This is a genomic window from Georgenia ruanii, from assembly GCF_009193175.1.
GTDB classification, from domain to species: Bacteria; Actinomycetota; Actinomycetes; order Actinomycetales; family Actinomycetaceae; genus Georgenia; species Georgenia ruanii.
This window is the reverse complement of the sequence record NZ_VUKE01000024.1, coordinates 12,069-37,474: the sequence shown is the minus strand read 5'-3', so window position 1 is coordinate 37,474 and position 25,406 is coordinate 12,069. Positions and strand designations below refer to the sequence as shown.

22 protein-coding genes are annotated in these 25,406 nt (G+C 75.3%); 8 read left to right on the top strand and 14 right to left on the bottom strand.

The annotated features are described in order from the left end of the window. Window positions 1–94 precede the first annotated feature (94 nt). Entirely contained in the window at window positions 95–658 is a 564-nt protein-coding gene (idi, locus tag GD880_RS18245) for an isopentenyl-diphosphate Delta-isomerase (RefSeq protein WP_193314598.1), read from the bottom strand. A gap of 188 nt (window positions 659–846) precedes the next feature. Here idi and GD880_RS18240 point away from each other — a divergent pair, with 188 nt between their 5' ends. Further along, complete coding sequence (locus tag GD880_RS18240; protein ID WP_152233034.1) at window positions 847–1,836, top strand: ATP-binding cassette domain-containing protein; 990 nt, start codon at window positions 847–849, stop codon at window positions 1,834–1,836. Beyond that, entirely contained in the window at window positions 1,833–2,642 is an 810-nt protein-coding gene (locus tag GD880_RS18235; protein WP_152233033.1) for an ABC transporter permease, read from the top strand. Before GD880_RS18240 ends, GD880_RS18235 begins: the two co-directional genes overlap by 4 nt. 56 nt (window positions 2,643–2,698) lie before the next feature. On the opposite strand, the gene GD880_RS18230 is transcribed toward GD880_RS18235, so the two are convergent. The 4 genes from GD880_RS18230 to GD880_RS18215 form a co-directional block, all read right to left on the bottom strand. After that, on the bottom strand, window positions 2,699–4,288 hold the full coding sequence (locus GD880_RS18230; protein ID WP_152233032.1) for a molybdopterin-dependent oxidoreductase: 1,590 nt from the start codon (window positions 4,286–4,288) through the stop codon (window positions 2,699–2,701). 83 nt (window positions 4,289–4,371) lie between these two features. Continuing rightward, window positions 4,372–5,115: a DUF305 domain-containing protein gene (locus tag GD880_RS18225; protein WP_226909806.1), complete on the bottom strand. Its 744-nt coding sequence runs from the start codon at window positions 5,113–5,115 to the stop codon at window positions 4,372–4,374. A gap of 20 nt (window positions 5,116–5,135) precedes the next feature. Continuing rightward, entirely contained in the window at window positions 5,136–5,780 is a 645-nt protein-coding gene (locus GD880_RS18220; RefSeq protein ID WP_152233031.1) for a DUF3105 domain-containing protein, read from the bottom strand. A gap of 126 nt (window positions 5,781–5,906) precedes the next feature. Then, a complete protein-coding gene (locus GD880_RS18215) occupies window positions 5,907–6,506 on the bottom strand; it encodes a pyridoxine/pyridoxamine 5'-phosphate oxidase (protein ID WP_193314597.1) in 600 nt (199 codons plus the stop codon). A 161-nt stretch (window positions 6,507–6,667) separates the two neighbouring features. Between GD880_RS18215 and GD880_RS18210 the strand changes: the two genes are divergently transcribed. Next, complete coding sequence (locus GD880_RS18210; protein ID WP_152233029.1) at window positions 6,668–7,702, top strand: LLM class flavin-dependent oxidoreductase; 1,035 nt, start codon at window positions 6,668–6,670, stop codon at window positions 7,700–7,702. A gap of 199 nt (window positions 7,703–7,901) precedes the next feature. Here the strand turns inward: GD880_RS18210 and GD880_RS18205 are convergent, their stop codons facing one another. The 5 genes from GD880_RS18205 to GD880_RS18190 all read right to left on the bottom strand — a co-directional run bounded on the left by GD880_RS18205 (window position 7,902) and on the right by GD880_RS18190 (window position 13,467). After that, on the bottom strand, window positions 7,902–8,354 hold the full coding sequence (locus GD880_RS18205) for a hypothetical protein (protein ID WP_152233028.1): 453 nt from the start codon (window positions 8,352–8,354) through the stop codon (window positions 7,902–7,904). 54 nt (window positions 8,355–8,408) lie between these two features. Then, window positions 8,409–8,573 carry a hypothetical protein gene (locus GD880_RS20500; RefSeq protein WP_193314596.1) on the bottom strand — a complete coding sequence of 55 codons (165 nt, stop codon included), beginning with the start codon at window positions 8,571–8,573 and terminating at the stop codon, window positions 8,409–8,411. A 107-nt stretch (window positions 8,574–8,680) separates the two neighbouring features. Next, window positions 8,681–9,811 (bottom strand): NAD(P)H-dependent flavin oxidoreductase, encoded by a 1,131-nt coding sequence (locus GD880_RS18200; protein WP_152233027.1) that lies wholly within the window; start codon window positions 9,809–9,811, stop codon window positions 8,681–8,683. Then, window positions 9,811–11,889 carry an ATP-binding protein gene (locus GD880_RS18195; RefSeq protein WP_152233026.1) on the bottom strand — a complete coding sequence of 693 codons (2,079 nt, stop codon included), beginning with the start codon at window positions 11,887–11,889 and terminating at the stop codon, window positions 9,811–9,813. The genes GD880_RS18200 and GD880_RS18195 overlap by 1 nt, the downstream gene beginning before the upstream one ends. Window positions 11,890–11,892: 3 nt before the next feature. Further along, window positions 11,893–13,467, bottom strand: a complete 1,575-nt coding sequence (locus tag GD880_RS18190; protein ID WP_152233025.1) for a carboxyl transferase domain-containing protein — start codon at window positions 13,465–13,467, stop codon at window positions 11,893–11,895. 75 nt (window positions 13,468–13,542) lie between these two features. Between GD880_RS18190 and GD880_RS18185 the strand changes: the two genes are divergently transcribed. Genes GD880_RS18185 through GD880_RS18175 form a run of 3 tightly spaced genes read left to right on the top strand, consistent with a single transcriptional unit; the run spans window position 13,543 to window position 16,782 of the window. Continuing rightward, window positions 13,543–14,130 carry a TetR/AcrR family transcriptional regulator gene (locus GD880_RS18185; RefSeq protein WP_152233024.1) on the top strand — a complete coding sequence of 196 codons (588 nt, stop codon included), beginning with the start codon at window positions 13,543–13,545 and terminating at the stop codon, window positions 14,128–14,130. A 29-nt stretch (window positions 14,131–14,159) separates the two neighbouring features. Further along, window positions 14,160–15,989 carry an acyclic terpene utilization AtuA family protein gene (locus tag GD880_RS18180; protein ID WP_152233023.1) on the top strand — a complete coding sequence of 610 codons (1,830 nt, stop codon included), beginning with the start codon at window positions 14,160–14,162 and terminating at the stop codon, window positions 15,987–15,989. After that, a complete protein-coding gene (locus tag GD880_RS18175; RefSeq protein ID WP_152233022.1) occupies window positions 15,979–16,782 on the top strand; it encodes an enoyl-CoA hydratase/isomerase family protein in 804 nt (267 codons plus the stop codon). Before GD880_RS18180 ends, GD880_RS18175 begins: the two co-directional genes overlap by 11 nt. 179 nt (window positions 16,783–16,961) lie before the next feature. On the opposite strand, the gene GD880_RS18170 is transcribed toward GD880_RS18175, so the two are convergent. The 4 genes from GD880_RS18170 to gabT form a co-directional block, all read right to left on the bottom strand. Beyond that, complete coding sequence (locus tag GD880_RS18170) at window positions 16,962–17,756, bottom strand: MBL fold metallo-hydrolase (RefSeq protein WP_152233021.1); 795 nt, start codon at window positions 17,754–17,756, stop codon at window positions 16,962–16,964. Window positions 17,757–17,840: 84 nt separating this feature from the next. Then, the gene (locus tag GD880_RS18165) at window positions 17,841–19,340 is read right to left on the bottom strand and encodes an NAD-dependent succinate-semialdehyde dehydrogenase (protein WP_152233020.1); all 1,500 of its coding nucleotides are present in this window, start codon (window positions 19,338–19,340) and stop codon (window positions 17,841–17,843) included. 175 nt (window positions 19,341–19,515) lie between these two features. Next, entirely contained in the window at window positions 19,516–20,784 is a 1,269-nt protein-coding gene (locus GD880_RS18160; RefSeq protein WP_226909805.1) for a Glu/Leu/Phe/Val family dehydrogenase, read from the bottom strand. Beyond that, window positions 20,781–22,133 (bottom strand): 4-aminobutyrate--2-oxoglutarate transaminase, encoded by a 1,353-nt coding sequence (gene gabT, locus GD880_RS18155; protein WP_152233019.1) that lies wholly within the window; start codon window positions 22,131–22,133, stop codon window positions 20,781–20,783. The genes GD880_RS18160 and gabT overlap by 4 nt, the downstream gene beginning before the upstream one ends. Window positions 22,134–22,263: 130 nt before the next feature. Here gabT and GD880_RS18150 point away from each other — a divergent pair, with 130 nt between their 5' ends. Both GD880_RS18150 and GD880_RS18145 read left to right on the top strand, forming a co-directional pair. Next, window positions 22,264–23,760: a helix-turn-helix domain-containing protein gene (locus tag GD880_RS18150; RefSeq protein ID WP_152233018.1), complete on the top strand. Its 1,497-nt coding sequence runs from the start codon at window positions 22,264–22,266 to the stop codon at window positions 23,758–23,760. Between the two features lie 193 nt (window positions 23,761–23,953). Next, entirely contained in the window at window positions 23,954–25,396 is a 1,443-nt protein-coding gene (locus GD880_RS18145; protein ID WP_226909804.1) for an aminobutyraldehyde dehydrogenase, read from the top strand. Window positions 25,397–25,406 lie beyond the last annotated feature (10 nt).

Sequence of the window (25,406 nt, the reverse complement as noted above, 5' to 3'; positions counted from 1 at the left end):
TCGGGGGTCTCAGCCTGCCGCCGCCGCGTGGCCCGGGCAAGGGTGCGCCCCGAGGGCGCGGGGCGCCCGCCGTGGGCGGCCGGCGCGAGCCGGGTCAGGCGGTGAGGGCGGCGACCAGCCGGGCGTCGGCGAGCTGGAGGCCCAGCCAGGGGCTGAAGGCGAAGGGGGCGGCGCGGACCGCGGCCACGAGGTCGGCCGGCTCGACCCAGCGATGCTCGGCCACCTCCGTCGGCTCGGGCGCCGGCTCGGCGGGCACCCGAGCCAGGTACACCGGGCAGATCTCGTTCTCCACCACGCCGGAGGCGTCCACCGCCCGGTAGCGGAAGTCCGGCAGCACCTCGACCGGCTCGGTGACCTCCAGGCCGAGCTCGAACCGGCCCCGCCGCGCCACCGCGTCCTCGACGCGCTCCCCCGGCCCGGGATGCCCGCAGAAGGCGTTGGTCCACACGCCCGGCCAGGTGAGCTTGGACAACGCCCGCCGGGTGACGAGGACCCGGCCGGCGCCGTCGAGCACGTGACAGGAGAAGGCCAGGTGGAGGGGCGTGTGGTCGGTGTGGACGCGCGCCTTGTCGGCGAGGCCCACGGGCCGGCCGGCGTCGTCGAGGAGCACGACCTCCTCGCGCACGCCCGCGATGCCGGGGTCACCCAGGTCCGTCATGGGGGCCGTGTCCTTCCTCGGTAGGCGCCGGTCGCCCGAGCCTATCGGGCGCCCCGGGCACCCTGCGGGACCGGCGCGGCCGGGCGGGCGCTGTGCCCGGGCGGCGGGCACCGGGCCGGGCACCGGGCCGGGCACCGGGCCGGGCTAATCCCTGGGCGGTGTCGGTGGCCCCCGGTAGCGTTCCTGCCATGACCCACGCCATCGAAGCCGTCGGGCTGACCAAGCGGTACGGCGACGTCCTCGCGCTCGACGCCGTCGACCTCACCGTGCCGACCGGCACGGTGCTCGGCCTGCTCGGGCCCAACGGGGCGGGCAAGACCACGTGCATCCGGATCCTCACCACGCTGCTGCGCCCGGACGCCGGCCGGGCCACCGTGGCCGGCGCCGACGTGCTCGCCGAACCGGCGACGGTGCGCGAGCGCATCGGCGTCTCCGGGCAGTACGCGGCGGTGGACGAGTACCTCACCGGGTTCGAGAACCTCGACATGATCGGCCAGCTCTACCACCTGCCGCGGCGCCGAAGCCGGCAGCGGGCACGCGAGCTGCTCGCGCAGTTCCGGCTCGAGGACGCCGCCGACCGGCCGGCCCGCACCTACTCCGGGGGCATGCGCCGCCGGCTGGACCTGGCCGGGGCCCTGGTGGCGGACCCGCCGGTGCTCTTCCTCGATGAGCCGACCACCGGCCTGGACCCGCGCTCGCGGCTGGACATGTGGGAGGTCATCCAGACCCTCGTCACCGGGGGCACCAGCGTCCTGCTGACCACCCAGTACCTGGACGAGGCGGACCAGCTCGCCGACGAGATCGTCGTCATCGACCGCGGCCGCGTCATCGCCCGCGGCACCAGCGACCAGCTCAAGGCCCAGGTGGGCGGCGAACGGCTCGAGGTGGTCGTCAGCGACGCCGCCGCCCTGCCCGCCGCGCGCGACCTGCTGGCGACGCTGGCGGTGGGCGCGCCGAGCACCGACGTCAAGGTCCGGCTGCTGGCCGTGCCCACCACCGGGGGCACCGGCGCGCTGGTCGAGGCGCTGCACCGGCTCGACGACGCCGGGATCGCCGTGGACGACATCGGCATCCGACGTCCCACGCTCGACGACGTCTTCCTGACCCTCACCGGCCATACCGCCGACGACGTTCCCCAGGGCGAGGATCTCCTCCCCGCGACCGAGGGGGTGCGATGAGCCTGCGCACCGCCGTCCACGACGGCAGCGTCGTCGCCCGGCGCAACCTCATCAAGATCAAGCGCGTGCCGGACCTGCTGGTGTTCACCACCATCCAGCCCATCATGTTCGTGCTGCTCTTCGCGTACGTCTTCGGCGGGGCGATCGGCCGCGAGGCCGGCGGGGCCGCCTACCGGGAGTTCCTCATCGCGGGGATCTTCGCGCAGACGGTGGTCTTCGGCGCCACCATCACCGGGGCGGGGCTGGCCGAGGACGTCAAGAAGGGCATCATCGACCGGTTCCGGTCCCTGCCGATGAGCTCCTCGGCGGTGCTCGTCGGCCGCACCCTGTCCGACGTCGTCAACAACGTCCTCGTCCTCGTCGTGATGGGTGTGACCGGGCTGGTGGTGGGCTGGCGGATCCGCACGTCGGTGCCCGAGGCGCTGCTCGCCGTCGTGCTGCTGCTGCTCTTCGCCTACGCGATCTCGTGGATCATGGCCTGGATCGGCATGCTCGTGCCCACGCCCGAGGTCGTCAACAACGCCGCGTTCGTCGTCATCTTCCCGCTGACGTTCATCGCCAACACCTTCGTGCCGCTCGAGACGCTGCCCGGGCCCTTGCGGGCCTTCGCCGCGTGGAATCCCGTCTCCGCGGTCACCCAGGCCGCGCGCGACCTGTTCGGCAATCCCGACCCCACCGGCACGGCGCCGCCGGCGTCGTGGGCGCTGGCGAACCCCGTGCTCTACACCGTGCTGTGGGCGGGGGTGATCCTCCTCGTCTTCGTCCCCCTGGCGACCTGGCAGTACCAGCGCTCCACGAGCCGTTGATGTCTGGCAGGAGCGCCTGCGCGCTCGGCTCGGGCACGACCCACGGCTGACCGGCGCTACGCGACCCGGACGTCCACGCGATGCCAGCCCGTGGCACCGTCGGGCACCGGATCGGTCCGGCGGCCGGTCTGGACCTGGCCGTTGCGGTCGGTCGCCCGCACCTCCAGGGTGTGGGCGCCGGGCGTGGCCGTCCACGGGTAGCGCCACTGGCGCCAGGTGTCGATGCTGACGTCGGCGGCGAGCTCGGCGGGCTGCCAGGCGCCGCCGTCGACCCGCACCTCCACGGCGGCGATCCCCGTGTGCTGCGCCCACGCCACCCCGGCCACGGTCACCGGCCCGGCGGGCAGCTGCCGGCCGGCCCGCGGGACGTCGATGCGGGACGAGAGCTTCACCGGCCCCCGCGGCGCCCAGCCACGCTGGGTCCAGTACGCCGCCGCGTCCGCGAACCGGGTCACCTCGAGCTCACTGACCCACTTCGTCGCCGAGACGTAGCCGTACAGCCCGGGCACCACCATCCGCACCGGGTAGCCGTGCTCGGGCGGCAGCGGGCTGCCGTTCATGGCGACGGCGAGCAGCGCGTTGCGCCCGTCGGTCAGCACCTCCAACGGGGTGGAGGCGGTGAAGCCGTCGACCGAGCGCGAGAGCACCATGTCCGCCCCCGGCCGCGGGCCGGCCTGGGCGAGGACGTCGCGCACCGGCAGGCCCAGCCACTCGGCGTTGCCCACCAGGTCCCCGCCCACCTCGTTGGAGACGCAGCACAGGGTCACCCACGCCTGGGTCAGCGGCGCGGCCAGGAGGTCCACGAGCTTGAGGCGGACCTCCCGGTCCACCAGCCCGTGCACGCGCAGCTGCCAGCTCGCGGCGTCCACGCGGGGGACGACGAAGGCGGTGTCGATCCGGTAGAAGTCGGCGTTGGGGGTGCGATAGGGCGCCAGGCCCGGCACCCCGAAGTCGGCGCCGACGGTCGCCGGGGACGGGGTGGCCGGCGCCGGGGTGGCCGGCGGCGGCAGCGCGATCGGCGCCGCGGCGGGCGCCCGCCCGACCCGGCGGGACACGCCGGCGCCGACCACGGCCGCCCCCACGAGCAGGCCCGCGCCCCGCAGCAGCTGGCGCCGCCCCGGTCCGGTGGGCGGCGCGTCCGCCTCGGACGGCGCCCCCTCCGCCGGTCGCGCGGCGGCGCCCGGCGTCGGGTTGACCACCGCCACGAGCACGAGCGCCCCGGCGACCGCGCTGACGAGCACGGGCCACGCCGCGACCCAGCCGCCGTCGGGTCGGGTGACCGTGGCGAGGGCGGCGACCAGACCGAGCACCACGACGACGGCGCCGCCCGAGTAGCGCCGTCGGCGCTCCTCGAGACCGGCGGCCACCGCGAGCAGCAGCATGACCACGCCGATCCCCACGCCGAGCGCGAGCTTGTCGTGGGTGCCGAACCAGCCGATCGCGAGCTCCTTGAGCCACAGCGGCGTGTTGTCGATGAAAACCCCGGCGACGGCGGCCACCGGCCCCGGACCGGTCCCGCCCACGCGCGTGAGCACCTCCGCCAGGGCCACCGCCCCGGCGGTGACCGCCACCCCGAGGAGGGCGGCGACCAGGGCGGTGCGCGGCGGCGTCGGCCTCGTCTCCGTCGCTGAGCTCCTCAGGCGCATGACCCCTCCTCGCCACCACGGATTGTCCTCGTCGGCGGCGACGGGGAGAAGGGGTGGGGGCGGAGCGGGCGAAAGTCGAGCGGCTAGGGCTTGAGCGGGCCGCCGCGCTTGGCGAGCATGTCCCGCAGCACGGTCAGCTCCGAGGTCTGCGCCTGGACGATCGTGGTGGCGAGATGGCGCACCGCCGGCTCTTCGGCCTCGTTGGCGGCGTACTCGGCCATCTCCACCCCCGCCTCGTGGTGGGGAATCATCAGCTGCAGGAAGATGCGCTCGGCGTCGCGTCCCTGCGCGGCGGAGAGCTGGTTGATCTGGGCGCGAGTGGCCATGCCCGGCATGAGGCCGGGTGCCGCCGGCGGCATCGCGTGGCTCGTGTGATCGCTCATCCACGCCATGGTGGGCTCGGAGGAGCGCTGCGGCAGGTCCCACAGCTCCAGCCAGCCGTACATCTGCCCGAGCTGGTGCTGCTGCGTCAGCGCGATGTCGAGCGCGAGGCTGCGGGTCTCGGGGTCCTCGGTGCGCTCGCGCACGATCGTCGACATCTCCACCGCCTGGGCGTGGTGGGTGCCCATGTCCCGGGCGAAGCCGGCGTCCACCGATGCCGTCGACGGGTGCTGCGGCCCCGCGGCCAGCCGGGAGCCGGCGATGAGTCCGATCACCGCGGCGAGGGCGAGGAGGAGCACGACGGCGGCCACGGTCATCCCGCGGCGGGTTCCCGCGGTCGGGGTCGCGGCGTCGTCGTCGGCGGGCCCGGCCACCGCGGTGGCGCCATCGTCCCCGACGGTCGTGTCGCCGTCGTCGGCCCCCGCGGCAGGGCTGTGCTCACGCACGGGCCGGCTCTCGCGCGACATCAGGCGACCGGCGTGCCGACGCCCCCGGTGCAGGCCGCGCCGGGCTCGGGGGTCTGCTCGCCCTGGAGGTAGCGCTGAAGGAATACGGGGATGCGCTCGTCGGCGGCGTCGTCGAGCTTGAGCTGGTAGCCCCAGGCGCTCATGACGATCGGCGAGTCCAGGCCCTCGTACGGGCTGAGAAGGGCGTAGTTGTCGCCACGGACCGCGTCGCGCAGCGCGGCCAGCTGGTCGGCGGGCAGGTCGGGGTTGTAGGTGATCCAGACGGCGCCGTGCTCGAGCGAGTGGACGGCGTGCTCGTTGGTCACCGGGGTGTCGTAGACGCCGCAGTTCTGCCAGACCGCGTTGTGGTCGCCGCCCACCGGCGGGGTGGTGGCGTAGTCCACCGTGCCCTCCACGTGGTCGCGTCCGAGGTCGGAGAACTCCTCGACACCCTTGATGGGCGCGTTGGCGGCGGCCTCGATGGCCGCCTGCTCTCGGGAGTGGTTGACAAGCGGGACGGTGACCGCGCCGATCAGGGCCAGCGCGACGGCGCCTGAGGTGCCGTAGATGAGCCACTTGCGCCGCCGGTCCTTGCGCTCCTGCTCGGCGCGCATGGCGGCGACTCGGGCGGCGCGCTCCTGGACCTGCTGCTTGCGATTGCTCACGGGGCTCCTCGGGGACGACCTTCGTTGCCTCTTCAACTAAGGCCAGCCCAGAGTAACCGACCACCATTGCCCGCCGGAACCTCCCCGAATGCGTGACATGTCCGACCGGCGGCGCCGCCGAAGCCGCTACCCGGCGAGGCGGGTGGCGCGCCACGTGCCGTCCGGGTTACGGACGTACTCCAAGCGGTTGCTCGGCCCGGTGTCGTCGCCGCGCCAGAAGCTCAGTCGGTGCGGACGCACCGCGTAACCGACCCACCACTCCGGCCGGGCGAGCGGTCCGGGGTGGGCCGCCTCGAAAGCGGCGAGGACCTCGCGGCGCTCCCCCGCCGGCCGGGCGGCGAGCGCGTCGTCATTGACCCAGGAGAGGACCTGGAGGTAGCGGGAGAGCCGGCCGAAGTCATCGTCGAGGGTGGCCGCCGGGACCGGGGCGGCGCGGCCGGCGACGACCAGCTGCCGCAGGGGCTCGGGCCAGAAGATCGCCAGCGCGACCCGCGGGTCGACCTGCAGGTGGACAGCCTTGCGCGAGCGGGCGTCGGTGTGGAACCGGATCGCCTCGGTCCCGATCGCGAAGAGGTGGACGTGCCGGGCGTCCGGGGCGCCGTCCTCGGTCACGGTGGTCAGCGACATCACGAGAGGCCGATCCGGTTCGCCGACCCACGCGCGCGCGAGGGTCATCGGGTCGGGGGCCGCGTCGGGGTCGACGTCTGTGCCGAAGGGATTGCTCATGACGCTCCTTCTCGCCCAGGTCGGCCCCGGGCGTCGGGCCATCCAGCGGGCGTTGCCACGGCCCACCATGGCGGCACGCGAGGGCCGCGGCAACCGGCCGGAATACCACCGGCAGCGCGCGGGTTCATCGGTCGATACGTCTGCATGGAAGAGAGGGCCCCGTGGCACCCCAGCTTCAGCTCGGTCTGGACACCTTCGGCGACGTCACCGTCGGCGCCGACGGCGTCCCGCTGTCCCACCCGCAAGTCATCCGCAACGTCGTCGCCGAGGCGGTGCTCGCCGAGGAGGTCGGCCTGAGCTTCTTCGGCGTCGGCGAGCACCACCGGCCGGACTTCGCCGTCTCTGCGCCCGAGGTCGTGCTGGCGGCCATCGCCGGTCAGACCCGCCGGATCCACCTCGGCTCCGCCGTCACCGTCCTCAGCTCCGACGACCCGGTGCGGGTCTTCCAGCGCTTCGCCACGCTCGACGCCGTCTCCTCCGGGCGCGCGGAGGTGATCCTCGGTCGCGGCTCCTTCGTCGAGTCCTTCCCGCTCTTCGGCCTCGACCTGCAGGACTACGAGGTGCTCTTCGAGGAGAAGCTCGACCTGTTCGGCCGGCTGCTGACGGAGGGGCCGGTGACCTGGTCGGGCACCACGCGCGCCGGGCTGGACCACCAGAAGGTCTATCCGTTCACCGACGCCGGCCGCCTCACCACCTGGGTGGGCGTGGGCGGCAGCCCACAGTCGGTCGTGCGCGCCGCGCGCTACGGCCTACCGCTCATGCTCGCCATCATCGGCGGGGAGCCGGCACGGTTCACGCCGCTCGTCGACCTCTATCACCGTGCGCTGTCCCAGCTCGAGCGGGCCGACCAACCCGTGGGCGCCCACTCCCCCGGCTACGTCGCGGCAACCGACGCTGAGGCGCGCGAGGAGATGTTCCCGCACTACCGGGCCATGCAGGAGCGCATTGGCCGCGAGCGGGGCTGGCCGCCGATGACCGTGGACCGCTTCGAGCACGAGCTCGGCCCCGATGGCGCCCTCTTCGTGGGCTCACCGGAGACGGTGGCGACCAAGATCGCCCGGGCCGCCCGGACGCTCGGGCTCTCGCGCTTCGACCTCAAGTACTCCCTGGGCACCCTGCCCCACGAGAGGCTCATGAAGAGCATCGAGCTCTACGGGACGCGTGTGGCGCCGCTGGTGCAGGAGATGCTCGCGTAGGGCCTGTACCGCCGCGGCGCTGCGGTTCAGGCGGTCCAGACGAAGTCGGCTCGCATGCGGTGTTCGAGGGCGCTGTCGGTGGCGCGGGCACCTGGTGGCGTGTCGGCGTGTCGGCCTGGGGGTGCGGGCGGACCAGCCGGGGGCCTGCCTGGCGTAGTTGCAGGCCTCGCAGGCCCCGCGCAGGTTGTGCCCGACACGGCTATGCCCCAGTAGGGGCGCCGAGGTTCGGGCCCACGACTTCCCACCCGTCCTCGAGCTGCCCGGTGAAGTCGTCCGGCAGGAGCGTCGCGGTGCGGTGCTGGCCGAGCCCGCCGACCTCGACAGAGACGCCCCGCCGGGCGAACACCGCGTCGTCGGCACAGCTCCCGCCCGCGACGGCGTCGTCCTCGGTGGGGCCATCGACGACAACGACGATGCACCAGGGATGCTCGACGGGCCCTTGCGCGGCGTATACCAGTGCGCCGTCGACCTCTCCGATGCGGCGGAACGAGGCGAACTCCTCGAAATCCCGCCCGTCGGGTAGTGCGTCCTCGGCGGTGGCGGGCTGGTCGAAGGCTGCGAGCTGGGGCGGCGCGGTGGCTTGGGAGGCGCCGCATCCGGTCATGAGCAGCACGCCGGCAACGACCGCAGCGGCCTTCGGCAGGACTCTCATGCCCGGAAGGTACCGGCCCTCCCGGCCCGGGACCGGTGAATTGGACTAAATCGTCTAAAAGGGGCCGGTATTGCTCCCGCTGCCGAAGTAGAAGGGGCGCGGGTCTGGCGGGACCTCGGGCGGCTGAGGATCGCCGCCGCGACGATTGCCAGGCTTGCCGGCCCACAGCCCGACGACGGCGAGGACGAGGAGGGCGATCCCTGCGATCCAGGACCACATGGTGAACCCTCCTTGGTCGCTGCCGCGGTCGTGCTCTCGGGGAACCGCTCCAGGGAACCGTATCGTCGCGGCCGTCGCGGCGGCGGTCTTCGACGCCGGGCAATCCGTCAGCCCGCCAGGTCGCGCGCGGCGAGCTCCCTCAGCTCGCGCAGCCGCCGCTCGCAGCCGGCCACGATGTCGCGCACGATCTCCCCCGCCGGGCGCAGCCGAGTGAAGGTCCCGACGACCTGCCCGACGAAGAACGACTCGAGCTCGCGGGCGCGCTCGTCGCCCGCCTCCGCCGCGAGGTCGATGCGCTCCCACGCCTCGCGCACGAGCGTGGACTGCCACGGCATCGGCAGCGGCGACGGCGCCCCGGGCCGGCCCCATGCGTCCAGCCACGCGCTGCGCAGCTGCCGCGCGGGCTTGCCCGTCCGCGTCGGGGAGACGACCGTGTCGGTGCTGCGGGCGGCCAGCAGCTTGTCCTTGATGACGCCGGCCGCCGGGTCCTCGAGGCTGGAGAGCCACACGGAGCCGGTCCACGCGCCGGCCGCGCCCAGCGCGAGGGCCGCGGCGAGCTGGCGGCCGGTCGCGATGCCGCCCGCGGCGAGCACCGGGACGTCCCCGGCGAGGTCGACTACCTCCGGCGTCAGCACCATGGTGGCGACGCTCCCGGTGTGACCGCCGCCCTCGGTGCCCTGCGCGACAAGGACGTCGACGCCGGCGCTCAGCTGGCGTCGCGCGTGCTCCCCGGTGCCCACCAGCGCCGCCACCGGCACGCCGGCCGCCCTGGCCCGCGCGACCATCTCCGGCGGCGGCGTGCCGAGCGCGCTGGCGACCAGGGCGACCCGGTGCTCGAACGTCACCTCCAGCAGCTCGTGGACCACGCGGGCGTCGGTGTTGGTCTCCAGGCTGAGGTCGATCCGCCCGGTGCGGTCCAGGTGGGCGTCGGCCGGCAGCGGCGGGATGCCGTAGGCGGCGAGCAGGCGCTCCACGAAGTCTCGGTGCTTCGGTGGCACGTCACCCGCGTCGCCGGCGCCCACGGAGCCCGGGACGAGCAGGTCGACCCCGTAGGGCCGTCCCTTGAGGCGCTGGTCCATCCAGGTGAGCCGGGCGTCGAGCTGCTCGGTGGTGTACATGGTCGCGCCGAGGACGCCCAGCGCGCCCGCGCGGGAGACCTCGACGACGACGGCGGGCGAGCGGTTGAAGCCGACGAGCGGGTGCTCGACCCCCACCAGCTCGGTGAACGCAGTACGCATCAGCCCTCCTCGGTGACGGTGAACAGCGGCTGGCCCAGCTCGACCTGGTCGCCGACGGCGGCGGCGACCTGCGTGACGGTGCCGGCGCAGGGCGCACGAAGCGGCACCTCCATCTTCATGGCCTCGAGGACGCCGAGCATCTGCCCCACGGTCACGGCCTCCCCGGCGCGGACGGCGACGGCGCGCACGAGTCCCGGCATGGGGGCGCTGACCAGGCCGTCGGCGGGCGCCGCGAGAATCGTCACGAGCCGGTCGGCGACGGCGAAGCGGTAGGCCTCGCCCTCGTGCACGACGGCCACGGCCTCGCTGCGGCGTTCGACGACGGCGCGGTGCCAGGCGCCGTCGGCCTCCACCCGAACCAACTGCCCCGCACCGGCCGGCCCGGTGTCCGCGGGATCGGTCTCCGGGTGGACGGTGGCCGCACGCCGCACGGCGCCGTCGTCCCCCACGAGCGTCACCCGCGCGCCAGCGGGCGCCGCCTGCCCGCCCGGCTCGATGAGAAGTCGGTGCTGCGCGCCGTCGTGGGTGAGGTCGACGACGACGGGCGCGGGCGGTCCCCCCAGGCGCCAGCCGTCGGCGACGGCGAAGGGGTCGGTGGCCCCCCGGTCAGGAGGGCGGGTGAGCGCCCACGCGCCGGCACACAGGGCGAGGTCCGGCGGGCCGGGCGGGAAGGCGCCGGGGTGGGTGTCCAGCCAGGTGGTGTCGAGCTCGGCGCGGGCGAACGCCTCGGAGCCGAGGAGGCGGCGCAGCACACCGGTGTTGGTGGCGACCCCGAGGATGGCGGTGTCGTCCAGCGCGGCGACGAGGCGCCGGCGGGCCGCCTCCCGGGTGGCGCCGTGAGAGATCACCTTGCCGAGCAGGGGGTCGTACCAGGTGGTCACGTCCTGGCCGGGCTCGAGGGCGGCGTCGACGCGGGCGCGCTCGGGCCAGCGCACCGTGGTCGCCCGCCCGGCGCGGGGCAGGAAGTCCGCACCCTCGGCGTAGACGCGGGCCTCGATCGCATGCCCGCGCACGGTCACGTCCTCCTGGCGCAGCGGCAGCGGCTCGCCCTGGGCGACGGCGAGCTGGAGGGCGACGAGGTCGAGGCCGGTGACGGCCTCGGTCACGGGGTGCTCGACCTGCAACCGGGTGTTCATCTCCAGGAAGTACGCCTGCTCCCCCGCCACCAGGAACTCGACGGTCCCGGCCCCGACGTAGCCGATCGCGGCCGCCAGCCGCACCGCTGCGGCGGTGAGCCGGGCGCGCAGCGCCGCCGAGACGGTGGGCGCCGGCGCCTCCTCGACCACCTTCTGGTGGCGGCGCTGGACGGAGCAGTCACGCTCGCCCAGGTGCACCACGCGCCCGTGGGTGTCGGCGAGGACCTGGACCTCGACGTGGCGCCCGCCGGGGACGTACCGCTCGACGAGCAGCGCCCGGTCACCGAAGGCGGCCGCGGCCTCGCGGCGGGCGGCGGCCAGCGCGACCGGCAGCGCGTCCGGGTCGGTCACCAGGTGCATGCCCTTGCCGCCGCCCCCCGCGGCGGGCTTGACCAGCAGCGGCAGGCCGACCTCGGCCAGGGCCCGCGCGGCGAGGGCGGCGTCGTCCGGTGCGCCGTGGTCGCGCGCACCGGGGTCAGCTGCGCCGCGGGCGCCGTCGCCCGCCTCGCCGCCATGCGCGGGCGGGTCGTCGTCCTCGGCGACGGCGGGCAGCACCGGCACCCCGGCGGCCAGCGCCGCCCGGCGGGCGGCGTCCTTGCGGCCCATCCGCTCGACGACGTCCGGGGGCGGCCCGATCCACACCAGCCCGGCGGCGAGGCAGGCGCGGGCGAAGCCGGCGTCCTCGGCGAGGAAGCCGTAGCCGGGGTGGACGGCGTCGGCGCCGGTGGCCCGGGCCGCGGCCAGCAGCGCGGGCACGTGGAGATAGGACGCGGCGGCCGGCGCGGGCCCGAGGCGGACGGCGGCGTCGGCCGCGCGCACGTGCGGGGCCTCGACGTCGGCGTCGGAGTACACCGCGACGGTCCGCAGGCCGGCGGCCCGGGCCGCGCGGACGACCCGGAGGGCGATCTCGCCGCGGTTGGCGACCAGCACGGTGGAGAACATCGCTCACATCCGGAAGACGCCGTAGCCGGGCGGCGGGACGGGCGCGTGGGCGGCGGCGGCCAGGGCGAGCCCGAGCACGCGCCGGGTGTCCACCGGGTCGATGACGCCGTCGTCCCACAGCCGGGCGGTGCCGTAGTACGCGGCGCCCTGCTCCTCGTACTGGGCGCGGATGGGCGCCTTGAAGGCCTCCTCCTCGTCGGCGGACCAGGCGCCGCCGCGGGCCTCGATGCCGTCGCGGCGCACCGTGGCCAGGACAGCCGCCGCCTGCTCCCCGCCCATGACCGACACGCGCGCGTTCGGCCAGGTCCACAGGAACCGCGGGTCGTAGGCCCGCCCGCTCATGGCGTAGTTGCCCGCGCCGAAGGACCCGCCGATCACCACGGTGAGCTTCGGGACCACCGAGCAGGCGACGGCGGTGACGAGCTTGGCGCCGTCCTTGGCGATGCCGGCGTTCTCGTAGGCCCGGCCCACCATGAACCCCGCGATGTTCTGCAGGAACACGAGCGGGATCCCGCGCTGGTTGCACAGCTGGACGAAGTGGGCGCCCTTCAGGGCGGACTCGGAGAAGAGGACGCCGTTGTTGGCGACGATGCCGACGTCGTAGCCCCAGATGCGGGCGAAGCCGCACACCAGCGTGGCGCCGTAGAGGGCCTTGAACTCCTGCAGCCGGGAGCCGTCGACGATCCGGCGGATCACCTCGCGCACGTCGTAGGGGGTGCGCACGTCGGCCGGGACGACGTCGTAGAGCCCGGCCGGGTCCTCCTGCGGCTCCTCGGGCGGCTGCCAGCGCAGCGTCGGCGGGCCGGGCGTAGCGGTGGTGGCTACGGCGGCGCGCAGGAGGGCCAGGGCCTCGGCGTCGTCGGCGGCGAGGTGGTCGACGACGCCAGAGGTGCGGGCGTGCACGTCGCCGCCGCCGAGCTCCTCGGCCGTGACGACCTCGCCGGTGGCGGCCTTCACCAGCGGCGGGCCGCCGAGGAAGATGGTGCCCTGGCCGCGCACGATGACCGACTCGTCGGCCATCGCCGGGACGTAGGCGCCGCCGGCGGTGCACGAGCCGAGGACCGCGGCCAGCTGCGGGATGCCGGCGGCGGACAGGCGGGCCTGGTTGTAGAAGATCCGCCCGAAGTGGTCCCGGTCCGGGAACACCTCGTCCTGCAGCGGCAGGAAGGCGCCGCCGGAGTCGACGAGGTAGAGGCAGGGCAGCTGGTTGGCGACGGCGACCTCCTGGGCGCGCAGGTGCTTCTTGACGGTCATCGGGTAGTAGGTGCCGCCCTTGACCGTGGCGTCGTTGGCGACGACGACGCACGCGCGCCCGGCCACCCGGCCGATGCCGGTGACGATCCCGGCGGCGGGCACCTCGTCGTCGTACATGCCGGTGGCGGCCAGCGGGGAGAGCTCGAGGAAGGGCGAGCCGGGGTCGAGGAGCCGGTCCACCCGTTCGCGCACGAGCAGCTTGCCGCGGGCCACGTGGCGCGCGCGGGCCGGCTCCGGGCCGCCGCGCCGCACGAGGGCGAGGCGCTCGCGCAGGTCCGCGGCGAGCTCGGCCAGCGAGCCGGTGCGCTGCGGGGTCCTCGTCATGCTCACCACCGAGCAAACGATGAAATGATGGCCCGAACGTTAGCAATCGTTAACGCCGCTGTCTACGATGACCGCATGTGCCCACCGTCGGAGCCACCCGCACCGTCGCGGCGCGAGCAGATCCTCGCGGCGGCGGCGGACCTGTTCGCCCGCCACGGGTTCCACGGCGTGTCCATCGACGAGATCGGCGCCGCGGTGGGGATCTCCGGACCGGCGCTGTACCGGCACTTCCCCGGCAAGGACGCCATCCTCGCCGCGATGCTGATCGGCATCAGCGAGCACCTGCTCACCGGCGCCCGGGAGCGGGTGTCCGCCGCCGGCGACGGCGCGGGCCTGGCCGCGCTGGTCGACTGGCACGTCGCCTTCGCCCTCGACCACCCCGCGCTCATCACCGTCCAACAGCGCGATCTCGATGCGCTGTCCGAGGCCGACCGGGAGACGGTCCGCCGGCTCCAGCGCAGCTACGTGGACGTGTGGGTCCGCGAGATCCAGGCGGCCGGTGCCGACGGTGCCCGCCGACCCACCGCCGTCGCCTCCGCCCACGCCGTCCTCGGCCTCATCAACTCCACCCCGCACAGCGCCCGGCTGAGCCGGGCGGGCACCGGCGACCTGCTGCGCCGGATGGCTCTGCGGGCCCTGCTCGCCGCCGACCCGCCGAGCTGACGGCCCCGCGGCCGCGAGAGGAGAGCAGCGTGGCTCACCGTGCCGCCGGCGCCGGCCGGCCCCTGCGCATCGCCAACGTCTCGGGGTTCTACGGCGACCGCCTGTCCGCCGCCCGGGAGATGCTCGACGGCGGACCCGTGGACGTACTCACCGGCGACTGGCTGGCCGAGCTGACCATGGGGGTGCTCGCCCGGCAGCGGGCCCGCGACCCGGCCGCGGGCTACGCCACCACGTTCGTCACCCAGCTCGAGGACGTCCTGGGTGACTGCCTGGACCGGGGCGTGCGCGTGGTCTCGAACGCCGGGGGCCTCAACCCGCACGGCTGCGCCGCCGCGGTGCGCCGGATCGGGGCGCGCCTGGGCCGGGAGGTGCGGGTCGCCGTCGTCGACGGGGACGACGCCACGCAGGCGCTGGCCCGGGCGCGCGACGCCGGCTGGGCGGCGCCGCACCTGGACACCGGCGAGCCGCTGCCGGCCGGGGCGGTCCCGGAGGCGGTCAACGCCTACCTGGGGTGCTGGGGCATCGTCGAGGCGCTGGCCGGCGGCGCCGACGTGGTGGTCACCGGGCGGGTGACGGACGCCGCCGTCGTGCTCGGGCCCGCGGCGTGGCACCACGGCTGGGCGCGCGACGACTGGGACGCCCTGGCCGGCGGGGTGGCCGCCGGGCACGTCATCGAGTGCGGCGCGCAGGCCACCGGCGGGAACTTCGCCTTCTTCACCGAGCTGCCGGGCACGGACCGGGTGGGGTTCCCGCTGGCCGAGGTGCACGCGGACGGCTCGGCGGTCATCACCAAGCACCCGGGCGCCGGCGGGGCGGTGACCGTGGAGACGGTGACGGCGCAGCTGCTCTACGAGGTCGACGGTCCGCGCTACCTCACCCCCGACGTCGTCGCCCGGCTCGACACCGTCCGCCTGGAGCCGGACGGGCCGGACCGCGTCCGGCTGTCCGGCGCCCGCGGCGAGCCCGCGCCGACGACGGTCAAGGTCGGGGCCGTCGTGCCGGCCGGCTGGCGCACCAGCACGACGTTCGTCCTCACCGGCGGCGACGTCGAGGCCAAGGCCGCCGCGGCGCAGGCGGCGCTGTGGTCTGGCGTGCCCTGCGGGCGGGAGGCGTTCGACGACGTCGCGGTCCGGCTGCTGCGCGCGGACCGGCCGGACCCGGCGAGCATGAGCGAGGCGGTCGCGCTGCTGACCGTGGCGGTGCGCGGGCACGACCGCGACCGGGTGGCGCGGTTCGCCCGCACGGCGGTGGAGACGTGGCTGACCGGCTACCCGGGGCTGTACTTCACCGGCCCGCCCGGCCCGCCCAGCGCCTGCTCGGTGTTCTGGCCGGTCCTCATGCCGGCGGCGCACTTCCCGCAGCGGGTGACGTTCGAGGGGCGGGCGTGGGAGGTGCCGGCGGGCACGGCTGCGCAGGCCGAGTGCGGCGCGGGCGCGGGCGCGATGCCGTCGGAGGTGACGGCGTCGGGCAAGGGGGCGCCGCCGGACCAGGGCTGGTCCGGGCACACCGTACGGGTCCCGCTCGGCGCCCTCGTCGGGGCGCGGTCCGGCGACAAGGGCGGCAACGCCACCCTCGGCGTGTGGGCGCGCACCGACGCGGCGCACGCCTGGCTCCAGCGGTTCTGGACCGCCGAGCGGGTGCACGAGCTGCTGCAGGAGGCCGCCTGGCTCGAGCTCCGGATGTGGGAGCTGCCGCACCTGCGAGCCGTGGGGGCCACCATCGTCGGGCTGCTCGGCCAGGGCGTCGGGGTCAGCCTCGCCCTCGACTCCCAGGCCAAGGGGCTCGGCGAGTACCTGCGGGCCAAGCACGTCGACGTCCCGGTCGAGCTGCTGCCGCCAGAGGTCCGCCATGGGCGCTGAGGTCGTCCGCCTCGAGACCGACCGGGGCGTCGCCACGATCACCCTCGACTCCCCCGCCAACCGCAACGCCCTCTCCCGGCCGCTGCGTGCCCAGCTGGGAAGCCGCCTCGCCACCGCCCTGGCCGACCAGGCCGTGCGGGTCATCGTCCTCACCCACGCCGGTCCGGTGTTCTGCGCCGGCGCGGACCTCGCCGCCGGCGGCGCGGGGGTGGGCGGGGGTGCCGGCGGCGAACCCGCCGACGACGCGCCCGACCTGCCCGTCCTCATCGCGACGCTGTGGCACTCCCCCAAACCCGTGGTCGCCCGGCTGGCCGGGCCGGCACGCGGGGGCGGCGTCGGCCTGGTCGCCGCCTGCGACCTCGCCGTCGCCGCCGACACGGTCACCTTCGCCTTCCCCGAGGTGCGCCTGGGCGTCGTGCCCGCGGTCGTCGCGGCGCCGCTGCGCCGGCGCGTGGCCCCGCACGCCCTGCACGAGCTCTTCCTCACCGGCGAGCCGTTCGACGCGCGGCGGGCGGTCGCCATCGGGCTGCTCACCGCCGCCGTGGCGGGCGAGACGCTCGACGCCGAGGTGCGCCGGTACGCGGACCTCCTGGTGCGTGGCGCGCCGGATGCCCTCGCGGCGACCAAGACGCTGCTGCGGGAGGCGCCCGCCGGTCCGCTGACCGCAGCCGAGCTGGCCGCCCTGGGCGAGCTCTCCGCCCGCCACTTCGCCTCCGCGGAGGGACAGGAGGGCATGCGCGCGCGTGCCGAGCGCCGCGACGCGGCGTGGGTGCGCGAGCCGCCCACGAGCTGAGGGTCACCGCCGGAGCTCGGCCGGCGGGAACTTCGGCGGGCCCCCGGGTCGGCGACGTTCGCGGAGCTCGTCCCGCTCGACGCGGGACGGCTCCTGACCGGTTGATACCAACGCCCGCGTTACCGGCCCGTCACCACCGCGTGTCCGGGCTGCCCCGCGTCCGCGCCCGGGCAGCGGACCTAGGCGGGCAGCTCTACGCCGAGGTAGGCCAGCTGCGCCTGGACGGTGTGCCGCGCGGCGGTGGCCCGAAAGCCCTCCAGCTCGCCGTAGACCGCGGCGACGACCGCTTCGACGGTGGCGGCGCCGTCCTCCAGCGCCGCGAGCAGCTGGGCGAGGCGCTGCTCGCGATGGGCGCGGTAGCCGGCGATGACGCCGGCGGGGTCGGTGACGACGGGGCCGTGGCCGGGCGCGAGGCGCTCGACCCGCCCGGCGGCGACGAGGGCCGCGAGTCGCTCGAGGGTGGCGAGGTAGCTGGTGAGGTCGCCGTCCGGCCAGGCGATCGCCGTCGTGCCGCGGCCGAGGACGGTGTCGCCGGTGAGCAGCAGCCTGTCCCCCGGCACGAGCAGGCTCACCGAGTCGGCGGTGTGCCCCGGCGTGGCGAGCACCTCGAGCGCTAGCGTGCCGACGGCGAGGCGCTCGCCGTCGGCCAGCGGCTCCCCGCGCCCGGCGCCGCGCACGGGCGCACCGGTGATCGCCGCGAACCGCTCGGCGGACTCGGCGTGGTCGTGGTGGTGATGGGTGAGCAGCACGAGCGCGACGGACCCGCCGTCCTCGCCCGCCACCCGGCGGATCTCGGCCAGGTGCGCCTCGTCGAGCGGGCCCGGATCGACGACCACCGCCTCACCGGCGCCCGGCTCGCGCAGCACCCAGGTGTTGGTGCCGTCGAGCGTCATCACCCCGGGGTTCGGCCCCAGCACGCACGCGGCGCGCGGGGTGACCCGGCCCCCGGTCCACAGCTCCGACGTCGACGTCATCGGCCCTCCTCGCTCTCGGGCCGCACTGTAGCGGCCGCCGCCGGCCCCGCGAGAATGGCGGGGCCGGCGGCGGCGCGACCAGGGTCAGCTCCAGTCGACGCTGAGGTACTGCGTCTCCTGGAACTCGCGGATGCCCTCGCGGGCGCCCTCGCGGCCGAGGCCGGACTGCTTGACCCCGCCGAACGGGGTGGCGGGGTCGGAGACGACGCCGCGGTTGACGCCGACCATGCCGGCCTCGATCTTCTCGGCGGTCTGCATCGCCCACTTCAGGTCGCGGGAGTACACGTACGCCGCGAGCCCGAACTCGGTGTCGTTGACCAGCTCGACGAGCTCGGCGTCGTCGTGCCAGGTGGCGATCGGGGCGACGGGTCCGAAGATCTCGGTGCGCAGGATCTCGGCGTCGGCGGGGACGTCGCGCAGCACGGTGGGGGCGTAGAAGTACCCGCCGTCGGTGGCCGCCGGCAGCTCGGCCCGGTGGGTGACGCGAGCCCCGGCCGCGACCGCGCCGTCGACCAGGGCGGCCACCCCGGCGACCGCCTTGGCGCTGATGAGCGGGCCGATCTCGGTGCCCTCCGCGAACGCCGGGCCGACGGTGAGCGCGGCGACGGCGGCGCCGAACTTCTCGGTGAACTCCTCCACGACGTCGGCGTGGACGTAGAACCGGTTGGCCGCGGTGCACGCCTGGCCGCCGTTGCGCAGCTTGGCGATCATGGCGCCGGCGACGGCGGCGTCGACGTCGGCGTCCGGGCCCACGACGAAGGGGGCGTTGCCGCCCAGCTCCATCGAGCTGTTGACCACGCGGTCGGCGGCCTGCTTGAGCAGGATCCGGCCGACCGGGGTGGAGCCGGTGAAGGAGATCTTCCGGACCCGGGGGTCCTCGAGCCAGGCGGTGACCACCGTGGAGGAGGACTTCGTCGGGACGACGTTGACGACGCCGTCCGGCACGCCGGCCTCGGTGAGGATCTTCGCGATGGCGAGCGCGGTCAGCGGGGTCTCGCCGGCGGGCTTGAGGACCACGGTGCACCCGGCGGCCAGCGCCGGGGCGATCTTGCGGGTGGCCATGGCGGCCGGGAAGTTCCACGGGGTGATCAGGGCGGCGACGCCGACCGGCTTGTGCGTCACCACGGTGCGGGTGCCGCCGGCGGGCGAGGGGCCGTACTCGCCCTCGGTGCGCACCGCCTCCTCGGCGAACCAGCGGAAGAACTCGGCGGCGTAGACGACCTCGGAGCGGGCGTCGGCCAGGGACTTGCCGTTCTCCCACGAGATCAGCGCGGCGAGCTGCTCGGTGCTGGCGATCATCAGGGCGAAGGCGCGGCGCAGCGCCTCCGAGCGCTCCCGGGCGGCGGTGGCGGCCCAGCCGGGCAGGGCGCGGGCGGCGGCGTCGACGGCGGCGAGGGCGTCGGCCACCTGCCCGTCGGCGATCTCGGCGATGACGGTGCCGGTGGCCGGGTCGGTCACGGCAAAGGTGCCGTCGCCCTGGGCGGCGGCCCCGCGGCCGTCGATCCACACGCCCTGACGGGGGGCGAGGGCGTCGACGTAGCCGCGCAGGTCGGTGCCCGCGGCGGGCGTGACGGTGATGCTCATGGGGTCCTCCGGGTGGTGGGCGGCCGGGCGGGTGCCGGCGCGCGAGTGGGGGCGCCCGGCCGGGCCGGGCGGGCAAGCAGCCCAGCGGGAGCCGGGCGGGCAAGCGAGGGGGCCGCCCGGCGGGCCGGACGGGCGGGTCGGCCGGCGCGGGCGGGGGCCCGCGCCGGCCGGTCGATCACGGGTACAGGCCGCGCAGGGTGTGGGCCGAGGCCACCCGCTCCACCGCCATGGCGGTGGCGGCGGTGCGCAGCGAGAGCTCCTTCTCGGCGGCGTAGGCGCTGACCGCCTCCCAGGCGCCGAGCATGCGCTCCTTCAGGCGCGCCTCGACCTCGGACTCGGTCCACCAGTAGGCCTGGTTGGCCTGGACCCACTCGAAGTAGCTGACGACGACGCCGCCGGCGTTGGCGAGGATGTCCGGGACGACGAGGATGTCGTTGCCGGCCAGGATCGCGTCGGCCTCGGGGGTGGTGGGGCCGTTGGCGCCCTCCACGACGAGCCGGGCGCGCACCCGCGGGGCGTTCTCGGCGGTCAGGACGCCCTCGACGGCGGCGGGCACGAGCAGGTCGACGTCGAGCTCGAGCAGGGCCCCGCCGTCGAGCACCTCGCCGCCGGCGAAGTCCACGACGCTGCCGGTGGCGTCCACGTGCCGCTCCAGGGCCGGGACGTCCAGCCCGGCGGCGTTGACGACGGCGCCGTACTGGTCGGACACGGCGGTGACGCGCACGCCGGCCTCGGCGAGGAAGCGGGCCGCGCCGCGGCCGACCTTGCCGAAGCCCTGCACGGCCGCGGTCGTCGTCGCCGGCCGCAGCCCCCGCGAGGGCAGCGCCGCCAGCGCCACGTCGACCACCCCGCGGGAGGTGGAGCTGGCCCGCCCGAGCGAGCCGCCCAGCGCGACCGGCTTGCCGGTGACCACGCCGGGGACGGTGTACCCGGAGGCGACGGAGTAGGTGTCCATCATCCAGGCCATGGTCTGCTCGTCGGTGCCGATGTCCGGGGCCGGGATGTCGTGCGCGGGCCCGATGACCGGCAGGATCTCGGAGGTGAACCGGCGGGTGACCCGCTCGAGCTCGGCGGCGGAGTAGTTGCGCGGGTCGATCCGCACCCCGCCCTTGGCGCCGCCGTAGGGCACGTCGAGCAGGGCGCACTTCCAGGTCATCCACATGGCCAGCGCGCGGACCTCGTCCAGGTCGACGTGCGGGCTGTAGCGGATGCCGCCCTTGGCCGGGCCGCGCGAGAAGTTGTGCTGGACGCGGTGGCCGATGAACAGGTCCTGGCTGCCGTCGTCGCGCCGCAGCGGGATGGAGACGGTCACCTCCCGCCGCGGCGTGGCGAGCATGCGGTGCAGACCCTCGGGCAGCCCGAGCACCTCCACCGCCTCGGCGAGCTGGGCGCGGGCGTCGTCGAGCGGGCTCGCCGACGTCGTCGTCGACGCGGGGGCGGTCACCGGGTCTCCTCGAAGGCGTGGACGAGCACGTCGAGCCCCTCGGCGAGCAGCTCGTCGGAGATGGACAGCGGCGGCAGGAAGCGCAGGACGTTGCCGTAGGTGCCGCAGGTCAGGACGATGACGCCGGCGGCGTGCGCGGCGGCGGCGACGTTCTTGGCCAGGGCGGCGTCCGGGTCCTTCGTGGCGGGGTCCACGAGCTCGACGGCGACCATGGCGCCGCGGCCGCGCACGTCACCCACCCGCGGGTCGCCCTGCTGCAGGGCGCCGAGCCGGGTCATGAGGATCTCGCCGACGGCGCGGGCCCGGTCGAGGAGGCCGTCGCTCTCGATGGTCTCCAGGGTGGCGAGCGCGGCGGCGGTGGCCAGCGGGTTGCCGCCGTAGGTGCCGCCGAGGCCGCCGGCGTGGGCGGCGTCCATGATCTCGGCGCGGCCGGTGACGGCGGAGAGGGGCAGGCCGCCGGCGACGCCCTTGGCGGTGGTGACCAGGTCGGGGACGATGCCCTCGTGCTCGCTGGCGTACCAGGTGCCGGTGCGGGCGATGCCGCTCTGGACCTCGTCGGCGATGAAGACCACGTTGTTCGCCCGGGCCCACTCCACCAGGGCGGGAAGGAAGCCCTCGGCCGGGACGATGAAGCCGCCCTCGCCCTGGATGGGCTCGATGACGAGCGCCGCGAGGTTCTCGGCGCCGACCTGCTTCTCGATGACGGAGATGGTGTGCTTGGCCGCCTCGGCGCCGGAGAGCCCGTCGCGGAAGGGGTAGGACAGCGGCGCGCGGTAGACCTCGGGGGCGAACGGGCCGAAGCCGGACTTGTACGGCTGGTTCTTGGCGGTCAGCGCCATGGTGAGGTTGGTGCGGCCGTGGTAGGCGTGGTCGAAGGCCACGACGGCGTTCTTCTTGGTGTAGGCGCGGGCGATCTTCACCGCGTTCTCCACCGCCTCGGCGCCGGAGTTGAACAGTGCGGTGCGCTTCTCGTGGTCGCCGGGGGTCAGCGCGTTGAGCCGCTCGGCGACGGCCACGTAGCCCTCGTAGGGGGTGATCATGAAGCAGGTGTGGGTGAAGGAGGCCACCTGCGCGGTCACCGCCTCGACGACCTTGGGGGCGCTGTTGCCCACGGTGGTCACGGCGATGCCGGAGCCGAGGTCGATGAGGGAGTTGCCGTCGACGTCGACGACGACGCCGCCGCCGGCCGCGGCGGCGAACACCGGCATGGTGGTGGAGACCCCGCGGGCGACCGCGGCCCGCTGCCGCTCGGCCAGCTCGCGCGAGCGCGGGCCGGGGATCTCGGTGACCAGGCGGCGCTCCTGCGCCAGCGCCGGGCCACCGGTGACGGCGGGGGTGAGAAGGGACATGCGAGGCCTCCAGGGAGTGAAACGTCCGGCGCCCGGTGGGGCGTGGTTCACACCGTAGGACCAACGTCCCCGCCGCCACAGTGGCAGACCTGCACAATATGCCGTGCCATGCTGTGCAAGACTGTCCGTCATGGTCGCCGTGCAAGACGTGCTGGCCCAGCCGGCGCTGGCGCTGCGCGGGGTGGTGGTGCCGCGGCCGCTCGCGCCGGTGCGCTGGGTCGCCACCAGCGAGCTGGCCGACCCCAGCCCGTTCCTCGAGGGCGGCGAGGTCCTGCTCACCACCGGCCTGCGCGCGGAGGGCTGGGACCACGAGTGGGAGGGGTACGTCGCCCGGCTGCGGGCGGCCGGCGTGGCCGCCGTCGGCTTCGCCACCGGGCTGACCCACGCGGCCGTGCCGCCGCCGCTCGAACGCGCCTGCCGCCACCAGGAGGTCAACCTCTTCGAGGTGCCCCACCGCACCACGTTCGTGGCCATCAGCCGGCTGACCGCCCAGCTGCTGGAGCAGACCGAGCAGGCCGACGCGCGCCGCGCCGTCGCCGTCCAGCGCGAGCTGACCGAGGCCGCCGCGCGCGCCGGGGACCCGGCGGCGCTGCTGCGCGTCCTGGCGGCCCACCTCACCGGCGGCGCCGCGCTGGTGTCCGCCGGCGGCGCGGTGACGGAGGCGGTCGGTACCGCGGTGCCGCCGGGCCTGGACCTCCCGGCCGAGGTCGCGCGGCTGCGCCCGCAGGGGCTGCGCGCCTCGGCGTCGGTGGGCCTGGCCGGGCACGCGTGTCTCATCCAGCCGATCGGCCTCAGCGACCGACCCGACAGCTATCTCGTGGCGTGGACCCCGCACCAGCTCTCGGACGGCCAGCGCGGCGCGGTGACCACGGCCGTGGCGCTGCTCGGCCTGGCCGCCGAGCGCCGCCGCGACCGCCTTGACACCGACCGGCGGCTGCGGGCGCGCGCCCTCGAGCTGGTCCTCACCGGCGACGCCCGCACCGCGGCGGTGCTGCTCGCCGCCGTCGAGGACCTGCCCGGGGAGGTCCGGCTGCCGGCGCGGCTGCGCGCGGCGTGGGCGAGCGGGCCGGCGGACCGGCTCGACGACGCCCTCGCCGCGCTGGAGGCCGAGCTGGGCGCCGGCGCGCTGGCGGCCCGCACCGGGGACGTCGTGCGCCTGGCGGACGCCCCCGAGCGCACCGAGCGGGCCGCCGGCCTGCTCACCGAGCTGGGCCTGCAGGCCGGGGTGGGGGCCGCCGTCGGGCTGGACGACGGCGAGCGGGCGGCGACCACCGCGCGCTACGCGCTGGCCCAGACCACGCCGGCGCTGCCGCTGGTGCGCTGGGACGACCTGGTCGACGACGGCGTCCTGGCGCTGGTCGGCGCCGAGGCCGCGGGCGCGTTCGCCGCCTCCTACCTCGCCCCGCTGGCCGGGCGGCCGGACCTGGTCCTCACCCTGCGCGCGTACCTGCGCCACCACGGCTCGCGCGGGCGGGTCGCCGCCGAGCTCGGCGTGCACCGCAACACCGTGCGCCACCGGGTCGAGGAGATCGAGGCGGCGCTGGGCCGCTCGCTCGACGACCCCGGCACCCGGGTCAGCGCGTGGGTGGCGCTGCAGGCCGACGCCGCACGGCGGCTCGAGGGCTGACTCCCCAGCAGCCAATCCGCCATTCTGGCTGTAGCCACAAACGCCACTCCGGCTGCGACCAGCGTGCCAATCCGGTCGTTGGGCGCCACGCGACCGAAGGGGCTGTCGCCCGCGTCACATGTATGCCAAAGTGACCACTATTCATTTAGTGCGCGGACCCCGTCGCGCACCCACCGCAGAGAGGATGAGCTCCGTGGCGCCAGAGGCCGTGGTCCTGAAGAACTTCATCAACGGCGAGTTCGTCGACGCGATCGGCGAGGGCCGGCTCGACGTCGTCGACCCCACCACCGCTGAGGTCGTCGCCGTCTCCCCGATCTCCGGCGCCGCGGACGTCGATGCCGCGATGGCGGCCGCCGCGACCGCCTTCCGCACGTGGCGGCGCACCACCCCCAGCGAGCGGCAGCGGTTGCTGCTGCGCCTCGCCGACGCGCTCGAGGCCAACGAGTCCGCCCTCGTGGAGGCCCAGCACCGCAACACCGGCCAGCCCCGCGAGATGATCGGCCAGGAGGAGGTCGGCGCCGGCGCGGACAACCTCCGCTTCTTCGCCGGGGCGGCGCGCACCCTCGAGGGCAAGGCGGCCACCGAGTACCTGCCCGGCCACACCTCCTACGTGCGGCGCGAGCCCGTGGGCGTCGTCGCCCAGGTCACGCCCTGGAACTACCCGCTGATGATGGCGATCTGGAAGATCGGCCCGGCGCTGGCGGCGGGCAACACCATCGTGCTCAAGCCCTCCGACACCACCCCGGAGTCCACCCTCGAGATCGCGCGCATCGCCCAGGACATCCTGCCGGCCGGGGTGCTCAACGTCGTCCTGGGCGACGCCTCCACCGGCGAGCTCATGACCGAGCACCGCACCCCGGCGATGGTCTCGATCACCGGCTCGGTCCGGGCGGGCAAGGCCGTGGCGGCCAGCGCGGCGAAGAACGTCAAGCGCAGCCACCTCGAGCTCGGCGGCAAGGCACCCGCCGTCGTCTTCGCCGACGCCGACCTGCCCGCCACCGCCCAGGCGCTGGTGGAGTTCGGCACCTTCAACGCCGGCCAGGACTGCACCGCCGTCACCCGGGTGCTGGTGCAGGACTCCGTGCACGACGAGTTCGTCGAGCTGCTCGCCCAGGCCGCACGCGAGACGACCACCGGCGACCCGGACGACTCGAAGAACTTCTACGGCCCGCTCAACAACGCCCGCCACTTCGCCACCGTCAAGGAGAAGGTGGAGTCGCTGCCGGCACACGCCACGGTCGTCACCGGCGGCAAGCCGGCCTCGGACGTCGGGTACTTCTTCGAGCCGACCATCGTCACCGGGGTGCGCCAGGACGACCGGATCGTGCAGGAGGAGACCTTCGGCCCGGTGCTGACTGTCCAGTCCTTCGCCACCGAGGCGGAGGCCGTCGAGCTGGCCAACGACGTCGACTACGCCCTCGCCTCCAGCGTGTGGACCGCCGACCACGGCACCGCCATGCGGGTCTCGCGCGACCTGGACTTCGGCTGCGTGTGGGTCAACACGCACGTGCTGCTGACGTCGGAGATGCCGCACGGCGGGTTCAAGTCCTCCGGGTACGGCAAGGACCTCTCGCTGTACTCGGTGGAGGAGTACACCCGGGTCAAGCACGTCATGCACGCCCTCGGCGAGGAGTAACCCGCCCCCG

Coding starts and splice junctions, on each gene's coding strand:
- idi (WP_193314598.1), bottom strand. CDS start 658: ATGACGGACCTGGGTGACCCCGGCATCGCGGGCGTGCGCGAGGAGGTC.
- GD880_RS18240 (WP_152233034.1), top strand. CDS start 847: ATGACCCACGCCATCGAAGCCGTCGGGCTGACCAAGCGGTACGGCGAC.
- GD880_RS18235 (WP_152233033.1), top strand. CDS start 1,833: ATGAGCCTGCGCACCGCCGTCCACGACGGCAGCGTCGTCGCCCGGCGC.
- GD880_RS18230 (WP_152233032.1), bottom strand. CDS start 4,288: ATGCGCCTGAGGAGCTCAGCGACGGAGACGAGGCCGACGCCGCCGCGC.
- GD880_RS18215 (WP_193314597.1), bottom strand. CDS start 6,506: ATGAGCAATCCCTTCGGCACAGACGTCGACCCCGACGCGGCCCCCGAC.
- GD880_RS18205 (WP_152233028.1), bottom strand. CDS start 8,354: ATGAGAGTCCTGCCGAAGGCCGCTGCGGTCGTTGCCGGCGTGCTGCTC.
- GD880_RS20500 (WP_193314596.1), bottom strand. CDS start 8,573: ATGTGGTCCTGGATCGCAGGGATCGCCCTCCTCGTCCTCGCCGTCGTC.
- GD880_RS18200 (WP_152233027.1), bottom strand. CDS start 9,811: ATGCGTACTGCGTTCACCGAGCTGGTGGGGGTCGAGCACCCGCTCGTC.
- GD880_RS18195 (WP_152233026.1), bottom strand. CDS start 11,889: ATGTTCTCCACCGTGCTGGTCGCCAACCGCGGCGAGATCGCCCTCCGG.
- GD880_RS18190 (WP_152233025.1), bottom strand. CDS start 13,467: ATGACGAGGACCCCGCAGCGCACCGGCTCGCTGGCCGAGCTCGCCGCG.
- GD880_RS18185 (WP_152233024.1), top strand. CDS start 13,543: ATGTGCCCACCGTCGGAGCCACCCGCACCGTCGCGGCGCGAGCAGATC.
- GD880_RS18175 (WP_152233022.1), top strand. CDS start 15,979: ATGGGCGCTGAGGTCGTCCGCCTCGAGACCGACCGGGGCGTCGCCACG.
- GD880_RS18170 (WP_152233021.1), bottom strand. CDS start 17,756: ATGACGTCGACGTCGGAGCTGTGGACCGGGGGCCGGGTCACCCCGCGC.
- GD880_RS18165 (WP_152233020.1), bottom strand. CDS start 19,340: ATGAGCATCACCGTCACGCCCGCCGCGGGCACCGACCTGCGCGGCTAC.
- gabT (WP_152233019.1), bottom strand. CDS start 22,133: ATGTCCCTTCTCACCCCCGCCGTCACCGGTGGCCCGGCGCTGGCGCAG.
- GD880_RS18150 (WP_152233018.1), top strand. CDS start 22,264: ATGGTCGCCGTGCAAGACGTGCTGGCCCAGCCGGCGCTGGCGCTGCGC.